The sequence below is a fragment of the Cohnella hashimotonis genome, from assembly GCF_030014955.1.
Classification (GTDB): Bacteria; Bacillota; Bacilli; order Paenibacillales; family Paenibacillaceae; genus Cohnella; species Cohnella hashimotonis.
Window position 1 is genome coordinate 6,575,853 of the sequence record NZ_JAGRPV010000001.1, and the last position, 26,864, is coordinate 6,602,716.

At 61.5% G+C, this 26,864-nt stretch carries 14 protein-coding genes; 3 read left to right on the top strand and 11 right to left on the bottom strand.

What is annotated here, in order from left to right:
- Positions 1–15 precede the first annotated feature (15 nt).
- Together KB449_RS26175 and KB449_RS26180 are read right to left on the bottom strand one after the other, a co-directional pair.
- Entirely contained in the window at positions 16–5,301 is a 5,286-nt protein-coding gene (locus KB449_RS26175; protein WP_282911183.1) for an S-layer homology domain-containing protein, read from the bottom strand.
- A 67-nt stretch (positions 5,302–5,368) separates the two neighbouring features.
- Positions 5,369–5,965 carry a TetR/AcrR family transcriptional regulator gene (locus KB449_RS26180; protein WP_282911184.1) on the bottom strand — a complete coding sequence of 199 codons (597 nt, stop codon included), beginning with the start codon at positions 5,963–5,965 and terminating at the stop codon, positions 5,369–5,371.
- Positions 5,966–6,205: 240 nt separating this feature from the next.
- On the opposite strand from KB449_RS26180, the gene KB449_RS26185 reads away from it, so the two are divergent.
- On the top strand, positions 6,206–6,358 hold the full coding sequence (locus KB449_RS26185; RefSeq protein WP_282911185.1) for a hypothetical protein: 153 nt from the start codon (positions 6,206–6,208) through the stop codon (positions 6,356–6,358).
- 222 nt (positions 6,359–6,580) lie between these two features.
- Here the strand turns inward: KB449_RS26185 and KB449_RS26190 are convergent, their stop codons facing one another.
- From KB449_RS26190 to KB449_RS26220, 7 genes are all read right to left on the bottom strand, one after another.
- Complete coding sequence (locus KB449_RS26190) at positions 6,581–14,200, bottom strand: fibronectin type III domain-containing protein (protein ID WP_282911186.1); 7,620 nt, start codon at positions 14,198–14,200, stop codon at positions 6,581–6,583.
- 405 nt (positions 14,201–14,605) lie between these two features.
- Positions 14,606–14,932, bottom strand: a complete 327-nt coding sequence (locus KB449_RS26195; RefSeq protein ID WP_282911187.1) for a discoidin domain-containing protein — start codon at positions 14,930–14,932, stop codon at positions 14,606–14,608.
- A 207-nt stretch (positions 14,933–15,139) separates the two neighbouring features.
- Positions 15,140–16,417 (bottom strand): ABC transporter permease, encoded by a 1,278-nt coding sequence (locus KB449_RS26200; RefSeq protein ID WP_282911188.1) that lies wholly within the window; start codon positions 16,415–16,417, stop codon positions 15,140–15,142.
- Complete coding sequence (locus KB449_RS26205; protein ID WP_282911189.1) at positions 16,410–17,312, bottom strand: ABC transporter ATP-binding protein; 903 nt, start codon at positions 17,310–17,312, stop codon at positions 16,410–16,412. Before KB449_RS26205 ends, KB449_RS26200 begins: the two co-directional genes overlap by 8 nt.
- Positions 17,309–18,262: an ATP-binding cassette domain-containing protein gene (locus tag KB449_RS26210; RefSeq protein WP_282911190.1), complete on the bottom strand. Its 954-nt coding sequence runs from the start codon at positions 18,260–18,262 to the stop codon at positions 17,309–17,311. The genes KB449_RS26205 and KB449_RS26210 overlap by 4 nt, the downstream gene beginning before the upstream one ends.
- Positions 18,259–18,675, bottom strand: a complete 417-nt coding sequence (locus KB449_RS26215; protein WP_282911191.1) for a GntR family transcriptional regulator — start codon at positions 18,673–18,675, stop codon at positions 18,259–18,261. Before KB449_RS26215 ends, KB449_RS26210 begins: the two co-directional genes overlap by 4 nt.
- Positions 18,676–18,707: 32 nt before the next feature.
- The gene (locus KB449_RS26220; RefSeq protein ID WP_282911192.1) at positions 18,708–19,433 is read right to left on the bottom strand and encodes a hypothetical protein; all 726 of its coding nucleotides are present in this window, start codon (positions 19,431–19,433) and stop codon (positions 18,708–18,710) included.
- A 677-nt stretch (positions 19,434–20,110) separates the two neighbouring features.
- Between KB449_RS26220 and KB449_RS26225 the strand changes: the two genes are divergently transcribed.
- Together KB449_RS26225 and KB449_RS26230 are read left to right on the top strand one after the other, a co-directional pair.
- Entirely contained in the window at positions 20,111–20,944 is an 834-nt protein-coding gene (locus KB449_RS26225; protein ID WP_282912907.1) for an RluA family pseudouridine synthase, read from the top strand.
- 948 nt (positions 20,945–21,892) lie between these two features.
- Complete coding sequence (locus KB449_RS26230; protein WP_282911193.1) at positions 21,893–24,307, top strand: EAL domain-containing protein; 2,415 nt, start codon at positions 21,893–21,895, stop codon at positions 24,305–24,307.
- A 67-nt stretch (positions 24,308–24,374) separates the two neighbouring features.
- On the opposite strand, the gene KB449_RS26235 is transcribed toward KB449_RS26230, so the two are convergent.
- The gene (locus tag KB449_RS26235; RefSeq protein WP_282911194.1) at positions 24,375–25,247 is read right to left on the bottom strand and encodes a fumarylacetoacetate hydrolase family protein; all 873 of its coding nucleotides are present in this window, start codon (positions 25,245–25,247) and stop codon (positions 24,375–24,377) included.
- Between the two features lie 33 nt (positions 25,248–25,280).
- Positions 25,281–26,861, bottom strand: coding sequence for a gamma-glutamyltransferase (ggt, locus tag KB449_RS26240; protein WP_282911195.1), 1,581 nt, complete (start codon positions 26,859–26,861; stop codon positions 25,281–25,283).
- Positions 26,862–26,864: the final 3 nt, after the last annotated feature.

Genomic DNA, 26,864 nt, shown 5'->3' on the forward strand with positions numbered 1-26,864 from the left:
CTACGTATCTCGGTCTTATTGCAACAACGCCAGTCGCGCCAGCAGCACGACAGCTTCGGCTCGTGTGATCGGAGCCAGCGGATTGAACCTGTTAAGGCTCTGCCCTTGCACAAGCCCCGCTTCGAATGCCGCATTAATATAGGGCAGCGCCCACTCGGCGATCGCGGGATCGTCGGAGAATGAAGTCCGCTGCGTATTTGTTGCGGACAATCTGGCGGCTCTTGCGATCAGCGCGGCCGTCTCGATTCGGCTCAGGTGAGCGTCCGGGCGGAAGCTACGGTCCGGATAACCGCTGACGATGCTCGCTGCGGCGACTGCAGTTACTGCATCGCTGGCCCATGCCGGAATATCGTTCTGGTCCGCGAAGTTCGAAGTATTGCCTCCCGGCAACGCCAGTACGCGGTCCAGCAGCAATGCGAATTCGGCACGTGTGACCGGAAGGTTCGGACGGAATGTTCCGTCGGGATATCCGGAGACGATTCCCTTGGCGACTGCGTCAGCGATCTCTTTCTCGGCCCAGTGCCCGGCAATGTCGGACGGCACCGCATTCGGCTGCTCCGAAGTTGGCTCGTCGGTGACGAGCATCACGGTAAACTTGGTGAAGTGATCCGTCTCGCCTGCCAGCGTATTTCCGGAAAGCCTGCCTCCTTTAATGGTCGTCCATTTCGCGTTCGTCTCATCGTAGTAAACTAATGCCGGTTGTTGGTCGTCGGCCCAGGATTGATTCTTTAAATTTAGTCGCAGGCGGACAGGCGCATCGAACTTGCCTGGCGTGTCCTTCAGCAATTCATAGACGTCAGACAGGATCAATTGACCGGGCTGAAGCAAGCTTTTGGTCTCATCTGTCACCTTTTTAAGCGTGACGGTCGTCGCCTGCTTGATCGCATCTCCTGGTATGAATAGCTCAAGACCGTCAATCGATAGCGTATACTCGCGTCCCGGAACGAGGTAAAAGAAAGCCTGATGAAGGACCGGATTTGATGAAGTTGCGGGAGGCACCGGAGGATCGACAATGTTATCGATGCTAATCGATTGAACCTTCCGGTTTCCTGCCGTATCGACCGCATAGACGGTGTAGGTGCCGTTCGCGGTCACATGGAACGATCCGGAGGACGGCACGTCGGTTCCAACGTCCGGGTCGCCGAAGTCTGCTGCATCCAGCGCGCCTGCCGCCCACTTCAACGCTTCGATTTTGTTGCCCGCCGCATCATCTGCTGCTGCTGCCGACACCGTAATGTCGACCCCGCTGGCTACTGCCGTCTTTGGCGTGTAGTCCAGCGTAATGGTCGGCGACCCGCTCACGATATTCGCGATCGCAATCTCCTCGACCCGCTCATTGCCGGCCGTATCGACCGCATAGACGGTGTAGGTGCCGTTCGCGGTCACATGGAACGATCCGGAGGACGGCACGTCGGTTCCGACGTCCGGGTCGCCGAAGTCTGCTGCATCCAGCGAACCCGCTGCCCACTTCAACGCTTCGATTTTATTGCCCGCCGCATCGTCGGCTACCGCTGCCGACACCGTAATGTCGACCCCGTCCGAAACAGCCGTCTTTGGCGTGTAGTCCAGCGTAATGACTGGCGCCTCGCTCACGATATTCGCGATCGCAATCTCCTCGACCCGCTCATTGCCGGCCGTATCGACCGCATAGACGGTGTAGGTGCCGTTCGCGGTCACATGGAACTTCCCGGAGGATGACACGTCGGTTCCGACGCCCGGGTCGCCGAAGTCCGCTGCTTCCAGTGCGCCCGAAGCCCACTTCAACGCCTCGATTTTGTTGCCCGCCGTGTCGTCTGCTACGGCTGCCGACACCGTAATGTCGACCCCGCTGGCGACTGCCGTCTTTGGCGTGTAGTCCAGCGTAATGCCAGGCGCTTCGCTCACGATATTCGCGATCGCAATCTCCTCGACCCGCTCGTTGCCGGCTGTATCGACCGCATAGACGGTGTAGGTGCCGTTCGCGGTCACATGGAACTTCCCGGAGGATGACACGTCGGTTCCGACGCCCGGATCGCCGAAGTCCGCTGCATCCAGCGAGCCTGCCGCCCACTTCAACGCCTCGATTTTGTTGCCCGCCGCGTCATTAGCTACGGCTGCTGACACCGTGATGTCTGCCCCATTCGAGACAGCCTTCTTTGGCGTGTAGTCCAGCGTAATGACTGGCGCTTCGCTCACGATATTCGCGATCGCAATCTCCTCGACCCGCTCGTTGCCGGCTGTATCGACCGCATAGACGGTGTAGGTGCCGTTCTCGATTACATGAAATGTTCCGGAGGACGGCACGTCGGTTCCGACGCCCGGATCGCCGAAGTCCGCTGCATCCAGCGAGCCTGCCGCCCACTTCAACGCCTCGATTTTGTTGCCGGCTCCCGCGTTATTTACCGTTGTCGTCACGGAGACATCCACGCCTGCGCGAACCGCCGTCTTGGGGTTATAGTCGAGCAGTACGGTCGGCTTGGCCGACACGATATTCGTCACGTCGATCGTCTCGACTTGTTCGTTGCCGGCTTCGTCAATCGCATAAACCGTGTACGTGCCGTTATCCGCAGCCTCGAACGTTCCGCCTGACAAGGCTGTGCCCGCGCTGCCAAAATAGGATACGTTTCGGTTCCCCGCCACCCATTTGACCCCTGCAATGTTGGTGCCCGTACCGTCCGTATCCACCTCGATCGTCACGGGACCGCCCACAGGGGCTGTCGTCGAAGGCGTCAGCTCAATCCCGGGCAGCTCCCCGTCGATGACGATGCCTTGCATATCCGGCAGCGGGCTCGCGAGATCCAAGGACACGGGACTGCCTATTGTCGTCACGGACGAAGTTGAAGGAGCGACGAGCGCGCCCCCCAGTTTGATTCCGGCCGCAGCGCGATCTCCTTCCTGAACGGTATAACGGAATTGCAGCTTGCGCGGATCGCCGCCGGACAAGCCTACGTACGAAGCGGACAGACCTGCGCCAGTATCGAGTTCGATCGGCAGCTTCGGCGGCGCGGCGGAATCAATGTCAACGGGGAAATCGTAGGCGACCACAAATTCCAGCTCGTCGCCGATGCCGTAAATGTCGCCCGGCGGAACGGTCGCAACCGCCGCCGAAGGAGAAGGCACCGCAATCGTGAACCGGTAAACGCCAACCTGCCCGTTGCTGCCCGTCACGACGATCTCGACCGGATTGTCGCCCAACGTCAGATCAACCTCGCGCGTATTGCCGTTTACGCCGCCGATGGAGACGGTCTGGCCTGCTGCCAGCGTCACCGTGAACGCTGCCTGGGCTACCGGCGCAGCGAGCGCAATCGCGTAGGTCCCTGTCGAAGCATTAAAAACGGAAGGCGTCATCGTCAGCGTCGTGCCGAACGCAGCGACCGCGATTGCAGTCGGGCTCACGCCCTGAAGGCTCGCATAGGGCATCGGGTAAGTCGTACCTTCGACGATGCCCCACCTTTTCCCGCTGCCGAACGCCCATATCGATCCGCTATAGCCCGTATAGGTAGCCTGCTTCATCATGTCGGCCGTGCTATGCGGCGTACCGCCGCCTGCCGAGGAAGCTTGCCCGCTGCGTTCGCTGTCCCAGAACGAATGCGTCACCGATCCGTCTGCCGCACCCGAGCCGATGAGCCCGCCGCCGCCATTACCCGCTTGTACGGCGGCCGCAGCATACGATTCGCTCAACGCGCTCGAGGCATTCGCAGCGCCGATCAGGCCGCCGACATCGCCTGAGCCGGACACTGCCCCCTGGACGGATACGCCGGTGACAATCGTGTTGTCGGCGCGGCCGATCAAGCCGCCGACCTTGTCGGAGCCGGCAATATCCGCCTTCACGATCGAGAGATGGGAAATGGACGCCCCGGACGTGACGCCGAATAAGCCCTGTTCATCGGAAGCCGGCCGATTGACGCTCACGTTCGCAATCGTGTGGCCGTTCCCTTCGAATACGCCTTCAAAAGGCGAAGCCCCGCTGCCGATAGGCTCCCAGCCCTCTGCCGCGGAGAATGCGGTCAGATCAAGATCCGCTTCGAGCTCATAGCTGTCGTCCAGCTCGTAGCCGACGACCGAATCGCCGATTTTGGACAGCTGCTGGGCGGTCGCAATCCGATGCGGATATTGCGCGCTTCCGTCTTCCCGATTGACGGTCAGTTTATAGACGACATTCAGCGCAGCCGGATCGCCGGCGTCGCTTACTTTGATCTCGAACACATTTTCACCCGGATCCAGATCAAGGGTTTCCGAATCCGTTCCGCCTTCGACCGAGACGATCGAGCCCGCGGCGAACGCCGTTCCCGACACTTTTACCCGGTCCGTCTCGCTTCCCGCACGAACGCTATAGGCGCCGTAAGCGCCGGAAAAACCGCGATCCAGCGCCTGCGGCTCATCGCCCTCGTCCGTTACGTTCAGCGAGGCAAGCGCTACCTTTTTATAATCGCCGTAATGAAGCGGATAGGCAGCGCCTTCCACCATGCCCCAGATCGGGTCGTCCGTCCCGTTGCCGGCGAAGTCCCAGCCCGAGTACGTCGACTTTTGCAGCATCTGTGCAGTCGACTTGCCTTCGCCCGCAGCGGAAGCAGACTGTCCGCTTGCCTCCACGTCCCAATAGGCGGATGTCACAACCACAGGACCGTCCATCCGTCCGACCAGGCCCCCGGCATTCGTGCCCGCATCGACTGCAGCTGTCGAATACGACCGGGCGATTGATCCCCGGGCACCGTTGCCGGTACCGTAGCCGACCAATCCGCCGATACTATCGACGGCCCCCGCTTTCGCAGCGACATGCCCCACAACGTAACTGTCGGAAATGTTCGATAGACTGTTATAGCCGACAAGACCGCCTACACTATTGGCTCCCGACACGAAGCCTTGAACGGAAGAGCGGCTAATCGTAGACAAGTCCCAGAAGCCCGCCAGTCCGCCCACGTACATATGCCCTTTCACATTGACGTTCGTTAGATGCACGTTGGTAATCGTTGCATTCGCTACAGCCCCGAATAATCCCACATTATTATCGCTGGGCCGATCGATCGTCATATTGCGGATGACAAAACCGTTGCCGTCGAAGCTTCCCTTAAATTCGCTTCCGTTGCCGCCGATCGGCTTCCAACCCCCGCCGTCTCCGGCGTCATATCCCGCCAGATCGATATCTGTCATCAGCTTGTATTGGCCCGACAGTCCGGACCGGATCTGAGCCAGATCCGCCACGCTGTTAATCGGCGTCCAGACGTCTGCGGCGACAGCATGCCGAGGCGTACCCGCCGCATTCGATAGAACGGCCGAAGCCATCAGGAAGACCAGCATGATTGCAATCGCTTTGCGCTTCATTCTCATAACTCCTTTATTTTGTGAATAACGAACCGAACGACGGCGAGCGCCCCTACTGGCGCTCCGGCTACCGCATCAGCTTCACCAGCCCTTGGATCAAAACCTGCGGGTCCGTGCCGCCGAACAAAGCCGAAAAAATCGTATATCCTTCGTTAAAAGCGATCACCTGCATCGCAATCGGGCGCGGGTCTTTGTCCTTCTCGATCCAACCCTTGTCCTGCAGCGTGACGATCAAGCGCTCGATCCCCGCGATCCAGCGGCGATATTTTTCTTTAAGCTGCCGCTGCATCGCTTCGTCCCGTTTGGTCTGCTGATAAAAATCGACGAGCGTCACGATCCAGTTGTCGATCCCCTTCATCAGCTCGCCGAGACGCACGAGCGTGAATCCGATCACTTCCTCAAGCGTGCAGGCGGATGGGCTATAATCCCGTGGAATGTCCCACCAGCCCTCCGTGATTTCGATCTGGAAGTCCAGTACGTGCATGAACAACTGCTCTTTGCTTTGAAAATGGCCGTAGAACGCCCCTTTCGTATGTCCGGTCCGCGCCACGATGTCCGCCAGCGTCGTAGACGCAAATCCTTTCTCCGCAAAGCAATGCCATCCGGCCTCGACCAGCATCCGGTACGTCGCTTCTCTCTTTAGCTGAAACTTGTTTTTTTGCAAAGCGCGCCCTCCTTCTTTGCTCTTTATGAATTCATATACATACCAGAAGGTATATAATTTAATTTGCTATTATTTGCCACAAGTAGTATGACTTATATTTCCGACGTGCGTCAAGATGTAACACTGTGATTTGATGCATTTCCGGTAAATGAGTTAAAAAAGCCTTGAAGGTTTCCCCCCAGCCTGACCGATCCGGGCTGGTGCCTTACCGATCTAGGCGGCCCCCAGGCGCCGAACGCCGTGGAGACCGACATCCCGGGCATCGCCGTCGGCGCGTTCGTCGACGATCGGCGCAGCGGGCGCTTCCTGCATGCGCAGCTCTTCGCCGGCATAACGCTCGAAGCGGCCGTCGCCAAGGCCGAGCAGATGGAAGCGACGCCGTACGCGGTCTGATCCAACGACTTCGGCTTCTGCCCCGCACAAACAGAGGACTGTCCCTGTCATCTCGAATGACGGAACAGTCCTCTTGCGTTACCCGTTAAAACCGCCGGCCGGCCCGAAATCGGGCTGACGCCGGTGGTCGGAACCGGATCGAGCTTCATGCGGAAGCTGAAGATGGATTTCTAAGACGGATTTCTAAGACGGATTTCTAAGACGAATTCCTAAGCCGGGCGCTTAAGGCTCATACACGTTGAACTCGTAGACGCTCCACCACGGAGAGGCCGCCGCCGTCAGCACGACCTTGATATACTGGGCCGTCTGCACGGGGAACGTAACGGTCTGCACGTTGCCGCTGCCCGTGCCGCTCGCGACTGCAGTGCCCCAGTTCGTGCCGTCGGAGGAGACGTACACCTCGTAGGCGCGGGGATAATCGTTGCCTCCCGTAGAGTCGAGCGTGATCTTGTTGAACGTCTTGGCCGCTCCCATGTTGACCTGATAGTACTGCCCGACCTGCTGCGCAGCGCTCGTCGCCCAGCGCGTCGACGCATTGCCGTCCAGCGCAGAAGCCGTCCCATAGGTGGCAGACGAAGCTGCCGCTGTCCAACCGGTCCTATTCAGCGCCGCGCCGCTGGAAGGCGTGGCCGACACCTGCGCGGAATCCGCGCTCTCGCCGCCCGAACTGACGGCGCTCACGACGTAATAATACGTCGTCCCGTTCGAGACGGTCGTATCGGCATAGACGGCGCCGGTCACGCTCGTCGCAACGATGCTGTACGGGCCGCCGCTGACGGTGCCGCGCTTCACTTTGTAGCCGGTCGCGCCGGAAGAAGCCGTCCAGCCCAGGTTGACCGTGCCATTACCGCCGGTTGCGGTGAGACCGGTCGGCGCCGCCAGCGGTACCGTGACGGACGCCTCGGCGGCGTTCGGTCCCGCACCGGCCCCATTCACGGCGGAGACGGTGTAGTAGTAGGTCGCGCCCGCCGCGGCAGCGTTATCCGTATAAGCATTGGTCGTGACGCCCGTGGCCAAGCTCGTATACGGACCTCCTGCGACGGTCGCGCGCTTCACCGCGTAGCTCGTCGCGCCGGACACGAGATTCCAGGCCAGCTGGACGTTGCCGCTTGCAAGACTGGCCGTGAGGCCCGTAGGCGCAGCCGGCGCCTGGCTGAGCTCGTCGGCGCCGATGTCGTACGCCGAGCCGGACGGACGCGGCTGGCCGTCCATGTCGAGCGGCACGTCGGCGGCCAGCGAGATGCCGGCGTCGATCGCAGCCGAAGCGGTAGCCGCATTCAGATGGTAGTCGCCGGCGGCCGCATTGACGAGCATGCTCGCGGTGCCGTTCGTAATGTTGTTGCTGCTGGTAGCCGCGCCGCCGTCGCGAAGCTTCACTGCTTTATCCATCAGGTTGTTTCGCACGTCGCCGCTGCTTCCCGCGAACCTGGACTCCACGCCGCCTACGCCCGATGGAACGCCGAGGATCGTGTTGTTGTAAACCTTGAAGCCGGAAGCCTTGTTCATATAGACGCCCGCGTCGGCCGTGCCGTACACGACATTGTTGCGCATGATGCCGCCTCGGTGCTCAAGCGACGTATCCCCGTTCCGGAAGTACTGCGGAGCGGTACCGCCGCCGCCGAACGACATGGCGATAAAGCTGTTCTGGAATACGTTGTTCTCGACGAGCGTATCGATGGAATTGCCTTTGGCGAAGAAGGCATAGGCGACGCCGCCGCCGGACATCTTCGCGTTCTGGAAGGTGTTGCCCCGGATGACCCAGCCCTTGGCCGCGATCAGGTCGACGCCTTCCACGACGCTGCGCGTACCGCCCGAAGTGTAGCCGATCAAGGAGTTCTCGATCGTGCCGTAGTCCGCGTAAGGCAGATCCAGGCTGCCGCCCGAGGTCGACTTGAAGCCGCCCTCTCCGTTGTCCCAGGTCTTCAGGTGATCGGCGCGGAAATAATCTGATCCCGAGTTCACCTGGATCGCATGGTAGTAGGAGTCGCGGATCGTCATGTTCTTAAACGTAACATAGTCCGAATCGTTGACCTTGAAGTTAATATCCATGCTCGAGGCGTTAATGCCCGGGCCGGCGACGACCGTGTCGTCATAGTTCGCCGTCGCGCCTTGGATCGTAATATTGTTCTTGCCGTTAATGTTGATCGTCGCCGTCTGGCTGTAAGTCCCCGCGGCAAGGGTAATAATCCGGCCCTGCGCGGGCGCCTGGTCGATCGCCTGCTGCAGCTGGGCCAGCGACGTGACCGTCGCGCTGTCCGGCGTCGGCGTGAAGGTCGTCGCGCTGACGGCGTTGGACAGCCCGCCGTAGTTGCCGCCGTCGTCGTACGTCCTGACCGCGAAGTAATAGGTCACGCCCGTCTGGAGCTGGTTGACCTGGTACTTCATCGCCTGGCCCGGGCTCTTCTGCGCCAGCTCATCCTCCGCCTGCGTCGCCGCAGCCCATTGGGCCTCGGTCGTAATCGGCGAAGTCGAGTACCGGACGTCGTAGCCTTCCGCCATGCCGGCGTTGCCATCGTTGCCCGGCGCCGTCCAGGTCAGCTGCACGCTGCGCGGCCCCGGGTTCGTCGCCTGCAGATCGGCGATCGCCGCAGGCGGCGTCGGATCGTTCGCCGCCGTCGTGACGGGCACGACATTGGACAGGGCCGACGCGTTGGACGTCTCGTCGAACGTTCGCATCGCGAAGTATAACGCCGTGCCCGCGGGTAGTCCGGTTACCGCCATCGACTGCGCGGTACCCGCTATCGCCGGAGCGGGCTCGTTCGTCAACTGCACGGCATCGTTCCAGTTGTTCTCCGTGATGCTGGACGTAAAGTACCGGATATCGTAGCTTGCCGCCGTGCCGGTCGTGCCGTCATCGCCTGGAGCGGTCCACGACAAATTGGTCGATTTCCAGGTCGTACCCGACGCGGACAGATTCGAGATCGTGCCCGGCGCCGTCGAATCCCCGGTATTCGCGTACACCTCGAGCTCGACGGGGGTATTGACCAGATTCGTCTCCCCGGTGGCTCTTACGTGCCCGTTGGCCCAGGATCTGACGTACCTGGCGTTGACGGGGGTCGTCAGCACGATGTTTTTGCCCGTGCCGTCAGTCGGCTCTTGATATGCCGCATCGCTGCCCGTTCCAAGTCCCGCGCTGTTGTCCGTATCGTTGTTGAAGACGGTCGTGACGCCGGTTGCAAAGGTCGGATCGTTGGACAGCTGCACGACATGGTCGCGCCCCGTCCTGACGAAGCCCGAGACCCCGCCCCAGTCGTTGAGAACGTTGATCCGGCTGATCGCATAAGCCTGACCGAGGTCCACCTGCACCCACTTGGGGCCGTCGGCGACGCTGATCAGCGCGTACCCGCCCGAGCCCCGCGCGCCGTCCGTCACGACCGAGACGGAGCCGCCGCCGGACACCGTGCCGTTCGTGCTGACCGTCTTGCCGAGCGCAACATTGACGGTCGACTCCAGCGCGACTTGAACCATGTTGGAGAGCGCCGACTCGTTGTTCGCATCGTCCCGCGTCTTCATCGCGAAGTAATACGTCGCGCCCGGCGTCAAGCCCAGCACGGTGAACTTCTGCGCGGTGCCCGCCGCCAGAGGCGAGGGCTCCCCGACCACGGGCGTGGCGTTCGCCCAGTTCGACTCGGTGATCGGCGAAGCGGCGTACCGCACGTCGTATTCGCCGGCCGTTCTGACGTTGCCGTCGTCGCCCGGCGCCGTCCAGCTGAGCTCCACGCTGCTCAGCGTCTTCTTGCCCGCCGCGAGATCGGCGATCGCCGCCGGCGCGACATCGTCCGTTTCGCTGATGAGCAGGAACGGCCTGTTGTACGGATGCTCCGAGCTGTTCAGCTCCACTCTTGCCGCTTGAGCCTGCGGATCGCTAATTTTGAAAGTGACGATTTTGTCGGTCATCTGGCTGTTAATAAACGCCGTGACGTCGAATTCGTACCAGCCCGGCTTGCTTAACTGGATCGACCCCAGCGGGACGGCGCCTGTCTCGTCGGCCAAGGTGAGCCTGTTGACCGTACTTTCCGACCAGCTGTCGTTGATCAGACCGGTGACGGCGAGCGCATGCGGCCGGCTTGGATTGTTCGGGATGTCCGATACGTACAGCTTCAAGACCGCACGTTCGGCATGCGTCGCGGAATAACCGGTGAAGTCGGCCTTTAAATAACTCCAATACGTGCTGTTGCCGTTGTTCAGAATGATCAGCGATTGGCTTGTGCCGGATCTGTCGCCCGAGGCGGCCACATAGGCGTCGTCGGTCGGCGTGAACTCGGAACCCGACACCGCAGGCGTGTTAACCTGTACGATGTTTGACAGCGGCGACACATTGCCTTGGTCGTCCACCGTCTTCACGGCCGCATAAATGACGCTGCCTGCCGTAGGGCCCACGATCTTAACCGACTGCGAAGTCCCTGCGGCCGCAGGCAGCGGCGTCGAGTCCGCCTTCTGCGCGCTGCTCCAGTTCGTTTCCGTGATCGGGGCATTCGAATAGCGGATGTCGTACGCATACGCGGTTCCCGTGTTGCCGTCGTCACCCGCCGCGGTCCATGTCAACAGGAACGTACGGGACGTTATGTCGCTTGCGGCCAAATTGCCGATGGCGGCCGGCGGCGTCGTCTCGTTCGGCGCGAACTCGTCGGCGCCGACGTCGTACGCGCCGCCGTACGGACGGGCTTCGCCGTACATGTCGGTCGGCACGTCGGCCAGCGTCATGCCGACGTCTCTGGCTGCCATCCCGTTGAACGGATGCAGGCGATAGTCGCCGCCCGCCGGATCGACCAGCCAGCTTGCCGTCGCTCCCGTGATGTTATTGCTCGCCACGGAGGTGCCGCTGTCGCGGTTTTTGACCGTGCCGGTCATCAGGTTGTTGCGCACCTCTCCGCTCGTGCCGGCGAACCTTGGCTCAATGGCGCCGACGCCGGATCCGGTGTTCAGAATCGTGTTGTTGTACACCTTGTAGCCGTTGGCCTTGTTCAGGTAGACGCCCGTATCCGTAGCGCCGAAGACGACATTGTTGCGGATGATGCCGCCGCGATGCTCGTAGGTCTGGTCCTGGTTGCGGAAGAAGGTCGCCCCCGTGCCGCCGCCGCCGAACGACATGGCGACAAAGCTGCCTACGATCACGTTGTTCTCGAAGATCGTATCGATAGAATTCCCTTTGGCGAAAATGCCGTAGCCGCCGCCGTTATTCGACGTCTTGGCGTTCTCGACGCGATTGCCGCGGACGATCCAGCCCTTGGAGGCGATCAGGTCGACGCCTTCCACGACGCTGCGCATGCCGCTCGCGGTGTAGCCGATCAGCGAGTTCTCGATGATGCCGTAATCGGTGTACCCGCTGCCGCTGTTCAGGTCGAAGGTCGTCTTGAAGCCGCCTTCGCCGTTGTCCCAGGTTTTCAAGCCGTCGGCATGGAAGTACTTCGAGCCCAGATTGACCTGGATGGCATGATAATAGGAATCCTGAATCGTCATGTTCTTGAACGTGACATAATCGGAGTCGTTGACCTTGAAATTGATGTCGAGCGCGCTGTTGTTGATGCCGAGCCCCTTCACCACCGTCGCCGTGTAATTGCTGCCGGCGCCCCGGATCGTGATATTGTTCTTGCCCGTAATATTGATCGGCGTCGTCTGGTTATAGGTGCCCGCGGCCAGCGTGATGACGCGGCCGCCTGCCGGCGCGCCATCGATCGCCGTCTGCAGGGCGGAGAGCGAGGAGACCGTGACGGCGTCGGCCGTCGGCGTCGCGACCGTGGCGCTCACGGAATTGGACAGCCCCGATACGTTGCCTACGGCGTCCGTCGTCCGGACCGCGAAGTAGTAGGTCGTGCCTGCCGTCAGCTCCGTCACCTTGAACCGCATGGCCGTGCCCGCGGTCGGCTGCGGCAGCTCGCCCTCCGCCTGGGTCGCGGACGCCCAGTTGGCAAGCGTGATCGGCGAGGTCGAGTACCGTACGTCGTAGCTCGCAGCTTTGCCGTTCGTGCCGTCGTCGCCCGGCGCCGTCCAGGTCAGCTTGACGGACTTGAACATCGCTTGGGTCGCCTGCAGGTTCGCGATGGCGGCCGGCGCGACCGTGTCCGCCGTCGGCGTGGTGATCGTCACGACGTTCGAGATCGGCGATTCGTTGACGAGATCCTTCGCTTTCAGCGCGAAGTAATAGGTCATGCCCGGCGTCAGTCCGGTCACCGTGAACGACTCGGCCGAGCCGGCCGTCTTCGGCGCCGGAACGCCGGAGACAGGCGTCGCGGAGGACCAGTTGGACGCCGTGATCGCGCTCGTCGCGTAACGGAGGTCGTAAGCAACCGCCGTGCCCGTATTGCCGTCGCCGCCTGGCGCCGTCCAGGCGAGATCGGCGGACTGCCAGGAGACGAAGGTGCTCGCCAGGTTCGCCACCGCGGCGGGCGGCGAGCTGTCCTGGGGATCGGCGTACGCTTCGAGCTCGACGGGCGTGTCGACGGTATTAACCGAGCCGTTGACCCGGACATGGCCGTTCGCCCAATAGCGGACATAACGCGCGCCGACCGTGTCGGCGAGCAAGATGTCCTTGCCGCTGCCGTCGGCCGGCTCCATGTATTCGGCGTCCGTGCCGGCGCCTAGCCCGGCGCTGTTGTCACCGTCGTTGTTGAACGCCGTGACGACGCCGCTCGCAAAACTCGCGTCGTTGGACAGTTGGACGACGATGTCGCGGGCATACCGATAGACGTCCGCGGAGGCGCCCCAATCGTTGCGAATATTGATCCGGGCGATGTCGTAGGTTTTGCCCAGATCGACTTGCACCCACTTCGGACCGTCGGCGACGCTATAGAGCAAATAAGCGTCGCGCGTCTTCACGCCGTCCGTCAAGGCCGGGAACGGCTGTCCGGTCGAGCTGCCTGCGTTCGACGTGACCGGCTTGCCGAGGGCGATGTTGGCGACCGGCAGGGTCGAGACTTGGACGGAGGAGGAGAGTGCGGATACCTGTCCCGGGCTGCCGACCGTCTTCATGGCGAAGTAAAACGGCGTGCCGGAGGACAGCCCCTTCACGATCATGCTCTGGGCGGTGGAAGCCGCTGCGGGGGACGGCTCGCCGGTCACCCGTTTGACGACGAGACCGTTGTCCCAGTTAGCGCTCGTAATGGGAGAGGTCGAGTAACGGATGTCATAGCCGCTGACGGCCGACGGTCCCGGACTCGTCCAGGACAAGCTCGCGCTGTTGACCGAGGCGCTGCCCACCGTCAGGCCGACGGCGCTCGGCAGGGACGTATTCGTCGCGGGAACGGCGGCATACACTTCCACTTCGACAGGCGTATTGACGGTCTGGACCGAGTTGTTCGAGGACCGGACGTGTCCGTTCGCCCAGGAGCGGACGTACCGCGCATTCACGGGGGAGGAGAGCGTCACGGTCTTGCCGCTGCCGTCCGTCGGCTCCAGATAAGAAGCGTCGGTCCCTGCGCCCTGGCCGGCCGTGTTGTCCGTATCATTGTTGAACACGGTCGTGACACCGCTTGCAAACGAAGGGTCGTTGGACAGCTGGACGATGATGTCCCTGCCGGTCCGAGGCTCTGAAGGATTGAAGTCGTTCAATACGTTCACGCGCGTGACGTCAAACGATTCGCCGAGATCGAGCTGAACCCACTTGGGCCCGGCGGTTGCGTCGATCAGCAAGTAATTGGACGCCTGCCGGTCGCCGTCGACGAGCTTGGCGAGCGAGAGCGCGTTTTTGACGAGGCCGTTCGCGGTGACGGTCGCATGGCCGAGCGCGACGTTCGTCTCGACGGGGTCCGCGTGCACGCGGGCGGCGGGGGACAAGGTTAGAGGCGAGGAGATTAATGCGGCGACAAGCAGTGAAAGGCCTGACTTTTTGACGATCGACAGCATTCGGACACATCCTTTTCATCGAATGGTCTTGCATGAAGCGTCGAATCCGAGCTCGTCATTCCCTTGCCGAACGTTCCTCAATTCCTCCTTTCCGTTGCCGAATCGGCATTCGTTGAAGCGCCTGTCGCCAGCTCATCCTGCTGCGGCGCTTCTTCTTTAAAAGTGTCACATCCTCTTCCATCGCACTACGGGCATAAATTGTCTTATACTCGGTCATTTCCATACAATCTTCCAAATGAGATCTTCTACATGAACAAAAGCCTTGAAGGTTTCCCCTCAAGGCTTGGATATTTAATCAATACAATTCCAGTTCGGCGATACGAGCATACAGGTCTCCGCTCTGGACGGGGTTCGTCACAAGGACGCGGACGTACCTCGCATCGAATGGCGCGACGGTACGATCCGTCACGAGTGCCGTATTGCGCACGACGAGATCGACGTCGACCCAGGGGCCGGTCGCGCCTCCCTGCTCGCTTGAAGCTTATAGCTCTTCGTCGTCGCGTTTCCGGTCGCATGTTTGACCGCCCAGCGTCCGATGGCACGCGTATCGCCAAGATCGACTTGAAGCCACTTATAATCGCTCGCGCCGCTCCACTTGATCGAGCTCCAGAACGTGGTGGATTTGCCGTCGGCGGCATTCGAGGCATAACGCGCGTCGACGGCGTATTCGTCCGTCGCCGTCAGCGTCTTGCCCGACGTCAGGCTGGCATTGCCGTACAGCTCGACGTCCACGATTCGGGCATACAGGCTGCCGCTTTGGACGGAATCCGTGACGAGAATGCGGACGTATCTCGCGGAGAAGCGATCGACCGTCCGGTCTGTCCGTTCGCTGAAAAACCACCCCTTCGCCGTATCTTGGTTAGCTGCGACTTGCGAAATATAAAAGAGGCAGCCTTGGACTGAAAAGAAGTCCCGGACTGCCTCTGATCCTGATTTGTCTTACACCTTATAAGCGCGAAGCGCCTTAAATACTTCCTTGAACGATGGCTTCTTGCCGTACATGAGCACGCCCACGCGGTAGATCTTGGCGGCGAGCCAGCCGATGATCAGCACGGAAGCGATCAGAATGCCGACCGACAGGACGATCTCCCACCAGGCCGGATCGGCGAGGCCGATGCGGAGGAACAGGATGAACGGCGAGAAAAACGGAATGAACGAGCATACGGTGATGAACGTGCTCTCGGGGTTCGTCAGGCCGTAGATGGCGATGTAGAAGCCCGCGAGCGACAGCATCGTGACCGGCATCGACGTCTGGCTGAGATCCTCCGTCCGGCTGACGAGCGAGCCGATGGCGGCGAACAGCATCGCATACAGGAAGTAGCCGAGCAGATACATGACGATCGCGAAGATGATCATTTTCGGCTCGATGCTGGAGAGGTCGATACCGAACTTCTCGAGCGCACCCTTGTTGTGCGGCAGCGTGAGGTTGACGAGCGCCGCACCGACGAGCACGACGAGCTGGAGCAGGCCGACGAGGAAAGTGCCGATGACCTTGCCGAACATCTGCTTGAGCGGCGCCACGCTCGTGACGATGATCTCCATGACGCGCGAGCTCTTCTCGGCGGTGATCTCGGTCGCGATCAGCTGGCCGGTGATCATGACGGACATGAACAGCAGGATGAGGATGGCGTAGGTCAAGCCGATGGCCGTCCCTTGCTCCGCCTCCGTCTTGCCGCCGCCGTCAGCGATCTGGACGGTGTCGAGCTTAACGGGCGCCTGCAGCTTGAAATATTGTTCGTTGGTCAGGTTCGCGTCCCGCACGGCTTGCTGCGTCTTCACGGTTTGCAGCCCGGCCAGCAGGGCGCCGGAGGTGCCGCTGTCCAGCATTTTCTTGGAGTGGTAGACGACGTCGGGGAAGCCGACTTCCTGGTTATCGGTAAAGGTAAGATAGCCTTTGATTTTGCCGTCGTCGATCGCCTGCTGGAGGGCGGCCGTCTTGTCGGCTTCGGAGCCGGACGCCTCGATCGGCACGAGCTCCACCTGCTGCTTCTCCGCCATTCCGAACTGCTGCTCCAGCCCTGTGATGATCTCGCCTTGTTCGCTTGCGATATAGCCCACCTTCGCGGCCGAGCCCGGCCCCGTCAGTTTGTCGATGAAATAAGGTACGTTGGCGCCGACGACGAGCAGAATGCCGAGGATAATCGTCGTTATAATGAAGGATTTGCTGCGGAGCTTGTTCCGCATCGTGAAGGCAATGACCGTACGCATGCTATTCATGGCTCTCACCTACCGTCTTAATGAAGATTTCGTTCAGGGTCGGCTCCAGCAGCTCGAAGCGTTCGACCGGGCCTTGTGCCATTGCGTGCTTCAGAATCTCCTGTGCGGCTTCCTTGCGGGAGATGCGCAGATCGTACCCTCGCTCGGTACGGGTCGCGGAGACAACGCCGGGAATGCGATCCAGCCCGGGGATATCCCGCTCTGCGCCGACGACCACTTTTTCCTTGGGAAAACGATTCTTGATGTCGCGGATCGGCCCCTGCAGCACCGGATTCGACTTGTGCATGATCGTGATGTTGCGGCACAACTCCTCGACATGCTCCATCCGGTGCGTCGAGAAGACGATGCTCGCGCCATCGTCGCGCAGCTCCTTGACCGTCGACTTCAGCAGCTCGACGTTGACCGGATCAAGACCGCTGAACGCTTCGTCCATAATGAGAATGCTTGGCTTGTGAATGACCGCGGCGATGAACTGGATTTTCTGCTGGTTGCCCTTGGAGAGCTCCTCGACCTTTTTGTTGTAGTACTCCGGCACCTGAAACCGGTCGAGCCACCGTTTCAGGTTCGCGTCGGCGTCCCGGCGCGACATGCCGCGCAGCTGCGCCAGATACAGAATCTGCTCGCTCACCTTGATCTTCGGGTACATGCCCCGCTCCTCCGGCAGGTAGCCCAGCATCGAGAGCTGCTCTGTGCTGTAGGTCTTCCCGCGGTAACGGATGCTGCCTCCATCCGGGAGAATGAGTCCGAGCACCATGCGCATCGTCGTCGTCTTTCCCGCGCCGTTCGCGCCGAGCAAGCCGTAAATCTCGCCTTGGGCCACCTCGAAGCTAAGCCCGTTGACGGCTGTCTTGTCCCCGTATTGCTTGAACACCTTTTCGATTACCAGCGGATTCATCTTCCCGCATCCCCCTTCCGAACTAGACAAGCCATGATCTCTTCCAATTCCATGCGCTGCGAGGACAGAATCCGATAGCCGTTCGAGAGGCAATAAGCCTCCGTTTCCTCGGGCGCGTCGGACTCGATCCGGCAGATGCCGGGGCCTGCCTCCTGCGCCCCCTGGACGCCCGGCGCCTGCTTCAGCAGCCGAGCCGCGTCCTCCTTGCCGGCCGCACCGTCCGTCCGCTGGACGGCCAGCACCCGCCATGCCTCGAACAACCGGTCCTTCTCATACAGCCCGAGACACCGGCCCCGATGCATGAACAGCACGTAGTCCGCGAGCCGGCGCACTTCCTCCGTGATGTGCGTCGCAAAAATCAGCGTGCGGTCCCCCCGGTCCATGTAGCGCGTGAGTTCGTCCAGCAGCGCCTTCCAGGCTGAAGGGTCGAGGCCGGAAGACGGCTCGTCGAGCAGCAGCAGCTCCGGATCGTGGGCCATCGCGACCGCTAGCTCCGCCTTGCGCCGCATTCCCTTGGACATCTTGCCGAGCTTTTTGACGCGATCGGCGTCGAAGCTTCGCATCAGCCGTTCGTATCTTTCCCAGCTCCAGCCGGGGTACCACTTGGAGGCGAACCGGGCCTTCTCATCGGCAGTGAGATGATTCTCGTAAGCGTGGGGCAGCTCGGATACGAAGCCGATCCTCTCCCTCAGCCCCTCATCGCTGTCCGGCGACAGACGCTGGCCGAGTACCGCCGCCTCTCCCTCGCAAGGCGCGAGCCGGAGCAGCAGCCGCAGCAGCGTGCTCTTGCCGGAGCCGTTCGGTCCGACGATGGCGGTCACCATCCCGGCAGGCACGGTCAAATCGAGCGGTCCGAGCGCGAACCCGTCGTGCCGGACGGCCGCTCCCTTCAGCGAGACGGCTTCGTTGCCGCTCTCCGTTCTTTCCAAACCGTACATTCCGAGACTCATCGCTGCCCCCCCTTTTCCCCCTCGGCCTCCGCCCGCTTGCGCTCATAGGCTTCGCGCCAGATTCGCTCCATCTCCTCGCGGCTGCACTGCAGCTGCAGTCCGGTCTCTACCGCACGCTCGAAGGCTTCGACGACGCGCACGAGCCTGAACTCATCCCGCGCCGACTGATCGATGCCCGCTACGAACGTCCCTGTCCCTTGTCTCGTGCGCAGGAGCCCTTCATTCTCCAGATCCTGATACACTCTTCGCACCGTAATGGCGCTGCATCTCAGATCGGCCGCGAACTCCCGGATGGACGGCAGCAGCGTGCCCTCCGCCAGCTGGCCGCTAAGGATGAGGCTTCGCAGCTGGACCTCCACTTGATGGTACAGAGGCTCGGGCCGATTCTCATCGATATGAACGGGTATCCACACACCGCCTCGCCTCATTTCCTCCCGTTACTTCATTAAAAAGTATAGCTCCTGCTCTCCATTCGCTTGACGATCGCCCGCCGCATGACGTAGAGCGCGATTGCCGCGATCAGCGCCGTTCCGGCCGGCAGCAGTACCGGCGCTTCGCGGACCGAATCCAGAAGTTCGCCCACAAGGCTGAATCCCTGCCAGGCCGCGCCTAGCGAGATCAGTCCGAGCAGCAGGCAGATCGTCAGATAGGACTTGACGTAGGTTCTTCCGTTGAAGCCCATCTCCAAATACAGAATGACCGCGTTCATGATCAATCCGTAGCAGAGCCAGACCGCCGCCGCAGCCGCCCACTCGCCTGGGGACACCCGGTCTCGAAGCGCAGGCGCCAGCAGGTACTGGACGGTGAAAAAGATCGCGCCGATCGCAGCCAGCGTCGTTCCCGCGAGCAGCATCCGGGCACTGGCCATCCGCGCTACGGGAATCGGCATCGTCCGCCAGTGCGACAGCCGCTTGGTGAAGACGTCCCCTCTCCAGTATGCGAACATCGTGCGGTTCATCGCGCAGCCGAACGCCGGAATCGTGAACGTGTACAGCCAGTCCACCATGCCGCTCAAATAGCGGGATACGCCGCTGTCGTTGAATCTATCGTCGATTAGCGCGCTGATAATCGTGCCGACGTATAGGGCGAATACGGCCGTAAACACCAGACCCAGCCAATCGCGCTTGAACTCGAAAGTCGCCAGCGCCTTGGTCGCGCGCCATCCAGACATCCGCTCGCCTCCGTCACTCATACTGTGTGTATATCCTTATACACAGTATAAACACTGCCGGGAAGCCGTGTCAATCCTGAATCTGGAATTCGCCTTGAAGCGGCACTCATGCGGATTTGTTGCAAATGGCTTTATCTATTAGAATAAAGACACCACGCCTGCCGCGCGGGAGATGCGGACGGGGCGCAATGACCGGAGGGAACAGAGAGATGAATGGGAAAAACGATCGAGGCGGACGAGGACAAGCCGGCGGGCCGCGCGCGAAGGCCGGCACTTCCAGCGGAAACGACGATGTGCGGGGAAGCCGCTCCGGGAAGGGCGGCTCGGCTAGGGATGGCTCGGGCAGAGACGGTTCGGCTAGAGACGGCTCGGGCAGAGGCGGTTCGGCTAGGGATGGCTCGGGCAGAGGCGGTTCGGCTAGGGACAGCTCGGGCAGAGGCGGTTCGGCTAGAGACAGCTCGGGCAGAGGCGGTTCGGCTAGAGACAGCTCGGGCAGAGGCGGCTCGGCTTGGGACGGCTCGGCTAGGGACGGACAAGGCAGACGAGGTGTCGAAGCTGGGCGGCCTGCCCAAGGACGCGCCGGGGGCAAAGCGGGAGCGCCTGCCGGCCGAGCAAGCGAACCGAAGCGCCAAGCCGGCGGAGGCTCGCGCAGCTTCACGGTTCAGGAGCCGGTCGAGCTGCTGCCGTTCCTGCTCGCCAAGCTGAGCGGGCAGGGGCGCAATGCCGTCAAGGCGATCCTCGCTCGCGGCCAAGTGTCCGTCGACGGTTCGCCCGTCACGGCCTACAACCACCCGCTCGCGCCGGGCGCCTCCGTCTCCGTAAGCCGAGAGCGGATCGAAGAGGTACCTCCGCTTATCGGCTTGTCCATCATGTTCGAGGACGACGACCTGATCGTGGTCGCCAAGGACGCCGGCCTGCTGTCGATCGCTTCGGCGCAGGAGAACGAGGTGACCGCCTACCGGCAGCTGACCGAGCACGTGCGGCGGGCGGACCCCCGCAGCCGTATCTTCGTCGTCCACCGGCTCGATCGGGACACCTCGGGCGTCATGATGTTCGCGAAGCGCGAAGAGATCCAGCAGGACCTTCAGAACAACTGGCAGGAAGCCGTCACCGAACGGATCTATGTCGCGCTGGTCGAAGGCCGCGTCGCTCGTGCCGAAGGCACGATATCTTCCTGGCTCAAAGAGAGCAAGACGCTTAAAATGTATTCCAGCCCTTATCCGAACGACGGCCAGCATGCGGTGACGCATTACCGGACGCTCGAGGCCAAGTCGCAGCTCTCGCTGCTCGAAGTCAAGCTCGAGACCGGCCGCAAAAACCAGATCCGCGTCCACATGCAGGACATCGGCCACCCGGTCGTCGGCGATAAAAAGTACGGCGCGCGCTCCAAGGTGCTCGGACGCCTCGGGCTGCACGCGCGGGTACTCGCCTTTGTCCACCCTGGTACGGGTGAGGGGCTGCGCTTCGAGACCGACATTCCGAAGGCGTTCCTTAACGTGCTAAAGGATTAATAGCGTAATTCACGCCTCCCCCCGTCCAGACATCGTCCGGGCGGGGTTTTTCATTTGAACTGAAAAACTCGGAACTCCCGCAGAAACCGCCGCTCGAGATCAGAGTAACGCGAAATAACCTCGCAACTCCTTCAGAAACTGCCGCCGAAAGCTGCGTTACAAGGAAAAACCGCGCAACTCCCGTAGAAGCCGTCGCACGAGATCAGAGTAACGCGGAAAAACCTCGCAACTCCTTCAGAAACTGCCGCCGAGAGCTGCGTTACACGGAAAAACCTCGCAACTTCCACAGAAACCGCCGCACGAGATCAGAGTAACGCGGAAAAACCTCGCAACTCCTTCAGAAACCGCCGCCGGGAGCTGCGTTACACGGAAAACCCGCCGAACACTATGCCGATAAGCGCAATTGGGCACGATCGCCGCAACCGGGACGCTTCATAACGCGCCGATAAGTGCCAAAAGGCACGATCGCCCCCTCCGCAACATCCCATAACGCGCCGATAAGCGCCAAAAGGCACGATCGCCCCCTCCGCCACGCCCCATAACGCACCGATAAGTGCCAAAAGGCACGATCGCCCCCTCCGCCACGCCCCATAATGCGCCGATAAGCGCCAAAAGGCACGATCGCCCCCTCCGCCACGCTCCATAACGCCCCGATAAGCGCCAAAAGGCACGATCGCCCCCTCCGCCACGCCCCATAACACGCTGATAAGCGCCAAAAGGCAAGATCCCCTCCTCCGCCACGCTCAAATAAAGCCGTTAAGCGCATCTGGACGCTTATGCCGGCTATTACGTCACGTTCTTTGCAAACTCACAATTGAACCTAAATTTGGCATAAAGTGCTTTATTTATACCTTAATGAATAAATAGGCCTATTCAACACGCTGTTAACCCGGTAAAATCAGATTATGTCGTTTCATGTCAATCATTGCCATGGTTAGGATGGTCACGTTGATCGAACTTCAAAGCTCATACAATGCGACCATGGTCGTTTTATCCTGCTTCGTCGCTTCCATCGCCGCTTATACCGGCCTAAGCATGTCGCTTCAATATGCTGCCGCTTCCAAGGGACGCTCTCGCCTCGCCTGGCTGGCATGCGGGATTGCGGTTATGGGGGCGGGCATTTGGGCTGTCTGTTTTTACGAGATCAATGCTTACAAGTGGTCCACAGGCGTCAACTACGATTATGGCACCGTGATCTTGACGCTGGCAATCGCCGGGGCGGCTGCGGCGCTGGTCCTCCGGGCCGTCGGCGAGCCCAAGCTTCGCAAGCGGACGCTCGTGTTGCGCGGCGGCATTGCTGGGGTTTGCGCGGCGGTCCTTCCCTATGCAGGCCTTCAAGCCATGCGCGCCAGCCTTCACCCGCGCTTTGAGGCCGGGACGTTCGCCTGGTTCGCGCTGGTCGTCGCCGCCGTGTTTATCGTCGTCCTCTGGATCGCCTACAAGTTCCAGACGTCGCGCGGCCCCAAGCGCAAGGCCATCGCGGGCCTGCTTCTCGGAACGGCCTTTACCGCGTCGATCCATATCGGCCTGGCGCTTGTCTCGTGGACCTCTCCGGATGAGATTCCGTCCGCCGTACAGAGCGACTCCTCCGCCATGATCTCCTTTTTCCTGGGATTCGCTACGCTGTTCGTGATCGGAATTGCGTTCGCCGCCATCTTCATGGAACGGTTCTGGAAGGCGCAGATGCGTCGTCAACTGGAGCGGGATATGCGGATCGAGTCGCTGTTCAGGCACAGCCAGGACGCGGTCTTTTCCTACAATCTCGAAGGCAAGCTGCTGGATGCCAACCTGGCAGCCTTCCGCCTGACCGGCTACGAATGGGACGCGCTGTCCAAGCTCAGGCTGAGAGACATGATCTCTCCCGAATACCAGCACACGGTGTCCGTCAATTTTCAGCATACGGTCGCCGGGCAGTCGCGCAATTTCGACTGCGCGCTTATCCATCGCGGCGGCCGCCGCCTTGAGGTCAACAATACCAATGTACCCGTCCTCGTCGAAGGCAAGGTCGTCGGCGTCTACACGATCGTCCGCGACATCACGGAACGCAAGCAGGCCGAATGGCAAATGAACCATATGGCGCATCACGACGAGCTGACGGGACTGCCCAACCGGCGCTTGTTCGAGCAGCAGCTCGTCAAGGCGATCGCGGATCAGCAGCAGGACGGACAGTCCGCCGCCGTACTGTTCCTCGACATCGACCGCTTCAAGCTGGTCAACGATTCGCAGGGGCACGACGTCGGCGACCTGCTGCTCCGTTCCGTCGCCGACCGGCTGAGCGAGGCGGTCAAGCATGCAGGCATCGTCGCCCGGCTGGGCGGTGACGAATTTTCCGTGCTGCTGACGGGCGGCATCTCGCGTGAGGATGCGCAGACGATCGCGGCCCGGATCAACCGAGAGCTCGACATCCCGTTCTCGCTGCGCGGCAAGGACGTGCATATCACCGCCAGCATCGGCATCGCGCTGTTCCCCGAGGACGGCGATTCGCTCATCTCGCTCATGAAAAACGCGGATACCGCGATGTATTCGGCCAAGGAAAACGGGAAGAACACGTTCAACTTCTACGATTTGTCGATGAACGACTCTCTTTTCGAACGGGTCCAGTTAGAAAACGAGCTGCGCAAGGCGCTCGACCGCGGCGAGTTTTTCCTCGTCTATCAGCCGCAGGTCGAACTCGCATCCGGAAAGGTCGTCGGCGTGGAGGCGCTCATCCGCTGGCAGCACAGCACCAAGGGGCTTATCTCGCCGGCCGAGTTCATCCCGCTTGCCGAGGAGACGGGCATGATCGTGCCGATCGGCGAGTGGGCGCTTCGCACCGCCTGCACGCTTGCCCGCCGCTGGAGCCATTCGGAGGTCGGTCCTCTGCGAATGTCCGTCAACCTGTCGAGCCGCCAGTTCGTAAGCCCCGACTTTGCCGAATCCGTAGAGCGCGTCGTCCGCGAGACGGGCATGCCCCCCGAGCTCCTCGATCTGGAGATTACCGAGTCGATGACGATGGACGTCAATCGCTCGATCGAGACGCTGCGCCAGCTCAAGACGCTCGGCGTCTCCATCTCGATCGACGACTTCGGCACGGGCTACAGCTCGCTGAGCTACCTGAAGAGCTTCCCCGTCGACCGGCTCAAGATCGACCAGTCGTTCGTCCGCCAGATGCATTCGGAGACGAAGGACCGGTCAATCGTGGCAACCATCATCGCGCTGGCGCACAACCTGAATCTTCAAGTCGTGGCCGAGGGCGTCGAGACGCTGTCCCAGTCCGAATTTCTCGCTCAGCAGGGCTGCGACGAGATGCAAGGCTACTATATCAGCAAGCCGCTCAAGGCCTTCGACGTTGAGGACTTTATCTTGAACAAGTCCGCGGTATAACAGCAAAAGCCGCAAGGCAATCCCCGATCTGTATCGAGGTTTGCCTTGCGGCTTCTTTTAAAACAGGCTAAGCTTGGTTGCGCACCGGATTCACCAGCTGTTCGAATCCGTCGATCAGGCAGGCAACCCGGTCTCCCTCTGCGATGGGAACGGCGCCTGGCGTGCCGGTCAAGATTACGTCGCCAGGCAGCAGGGTCATGAATCGGGAGTGGAAGGCGATCGCGCGCCAGGGACGATAGATCATGCTCGACACCGGCAGGCTGTGCCGAACTTCTCCATTCAGTGCCGTCGATACCGTCAATCGGTCGATATCGCCGAGCTCGTCCGGCGTGATCAGCTCGGCGCCGAGACTGCAGAACGTATCGTAGCTCTTCGCCCGTGTGAGGAAACGGGGGTGCCGCGCATGTACGTCCGCAGCGGTCGCGTCGATCGCCGCGACAAATCCCGACGCGTAGCGCGGCGCATCCGCTTCGCTCACGTCCTTGCAGACGGCTCCGATCACGATGGCGAGCTCCGCCTCCGCCTGCACGCGACCCACGCCGGCCGGCAGCACAATGCTGTCGCCCGGACCGATCAGACTCGTGTCGGGCTTCATAAACCCGACCGGCTCCTCGCCTTCCCATTTTTCACGATCCCGCTCCTGCTCCTCGCTCAAGTAATTGAACCCGATTCCCCATATCTTGCGGGGACGGCGAATAATAGGCGCGGCTTCGTACCCTTCTGACGCTAAAGGCGGCAAAGACGCTGCGATGCCCGCTCCTTCTTCGGTCGACAGCCAAGCGCGAATATCCGCTAACGCCCCCGACTCCAGCAGCGCAGGAAGCTCCTCCGGCCAGCTCCGTTCCGCAGCCTCGCCCAACGCTTCCACAGTCAGCAATCCCTGCGGCAGTCGAATCGCCGTCCGCTCACGCGCCTCCATCCGTATCCTCATAACACGCATGCGATCCCCTCCCCCATTTACGAAAAAAACGGCTTACCAGCCGATCGCGGCGCCATCGCACCTGGGATCCGTGCCGCCGCGCTTCATGCCGTCGCCGTCGATCGCTATCGCATGCGCATGTCCCATCCGATAGTCGTAGGCATCTACGACGCGAACGTCGTGACCCGCCTCCGAGAGACGCCGGATCGTCTCTTCGTCGATTCGCCCCTCAAGCTTCAGCTCGCGCGAGGCCTCGCCCCATGTTCGTCCCCACAACCAGCGCGGCTCGGCGACCGCCTCATGCGGCGCCATTCCGTAATCGACCATGCGCGTGAAAATCGCCGTCTGCGTCTGGGGCTGCCCTTCGCCGCCTTGGGTGCCGTACAAAAATCTCGGCTTGCCATCGAGGCATGCCATGGCGGGCATCAGCGTATGAAAGGTCCGCTTGTTCGGCTCCAGCGTGTTGACATGCGTCGGATCCAGCGAGAAAAAGGAGCCCCGGTTCTGCAGCAAGACGCCCGTGTTTCCAGCCGTAAAACCTGAGCCGAATTCGAAGTACAGGCTCTGGATGAACGAGACGGCATTGCCCTCCTCGTCTACGACCGCCGCATAGGCGGTGTCGCTGCCGGCAGGCGGGCTGTCGAAGTCCATTGCGCGGTTCGGATCGATTCGTCCGGCCAGCTCGTCGGCATAGGCTCGGCTGAGCAAGCGTTCGAGCGGTACACGGTGAAAATCAGGGTCCGTCAGGTCCCGGTTACGATCGATAAACGTCAGCTTGATGGCCTCGATCATCCGGTGATAGTAGGCGTAGGAACCGTACGGTGTTGCGGCGGGATCGAAGCGCTCCAGCGCCTGCAGCGCCATAATGCCGGTAAACCCCTGCGAGTTCGGCGGCGCCTGATAGAGCGTATAGCCGCGATAAACGCCGGTCGCCGGCTCCTCCCAGCCGCCGCGATGCGCGGCGAAGTCCGCCTCCGACAGCAGCCCGTCGGCCCGGCGCAAGCCCGCGACGATCGCCCGCGCGATCTCGCCTTCGTAGAACGCTTCGCGCCCGCCGTCCACAAGCGCCCGTAAAGTCGCCGCCAGCTCGCGCTGCACGAAGCGGTCTCCGACAGCGGGAACTGTTCCATGCGGCAGATAGATCGCGGCTGTCTCCGGGCACTCGCCCAGCATGTCTTTGCATTTCACGGTAAAGAAGTGCTGATCCGGCGACAAAGGAAACCCTTCGGCCGCGTGGCGGATCGCCGGCGCCAACGCCTCCGCCAGCGTCAGCCTGCCGTTCTGGCCCTGCACGGCCGCCCAGCCGTCAACCATGCCCGGCACCGTAATCGCACTGCGGGCGCCGCGATGCGGAATCGACTCCATGCCGGCGAAGCAGTCCCGGTCGACTGCAGCGCCGGATCGGCCGCTGCCGTTGTAAGCACGAACGCGGCCTTCGCCCGCCCGATACGTCAGCCAGAAGCAATCGCCGCCGAGTCCCGTCATATGCGGATAAACGACGCCCAGGCACGCGCTTACGGCGACGGCCGCGTCGAACGCATTGCCGCCCCGACGGAGCATCTCGGCGCCAGCCTCCGACGCCAGGTAATGCGGGCTGACGACCATCGCTTGCTTGCCGACTGCCGCTCTGTTCATCCC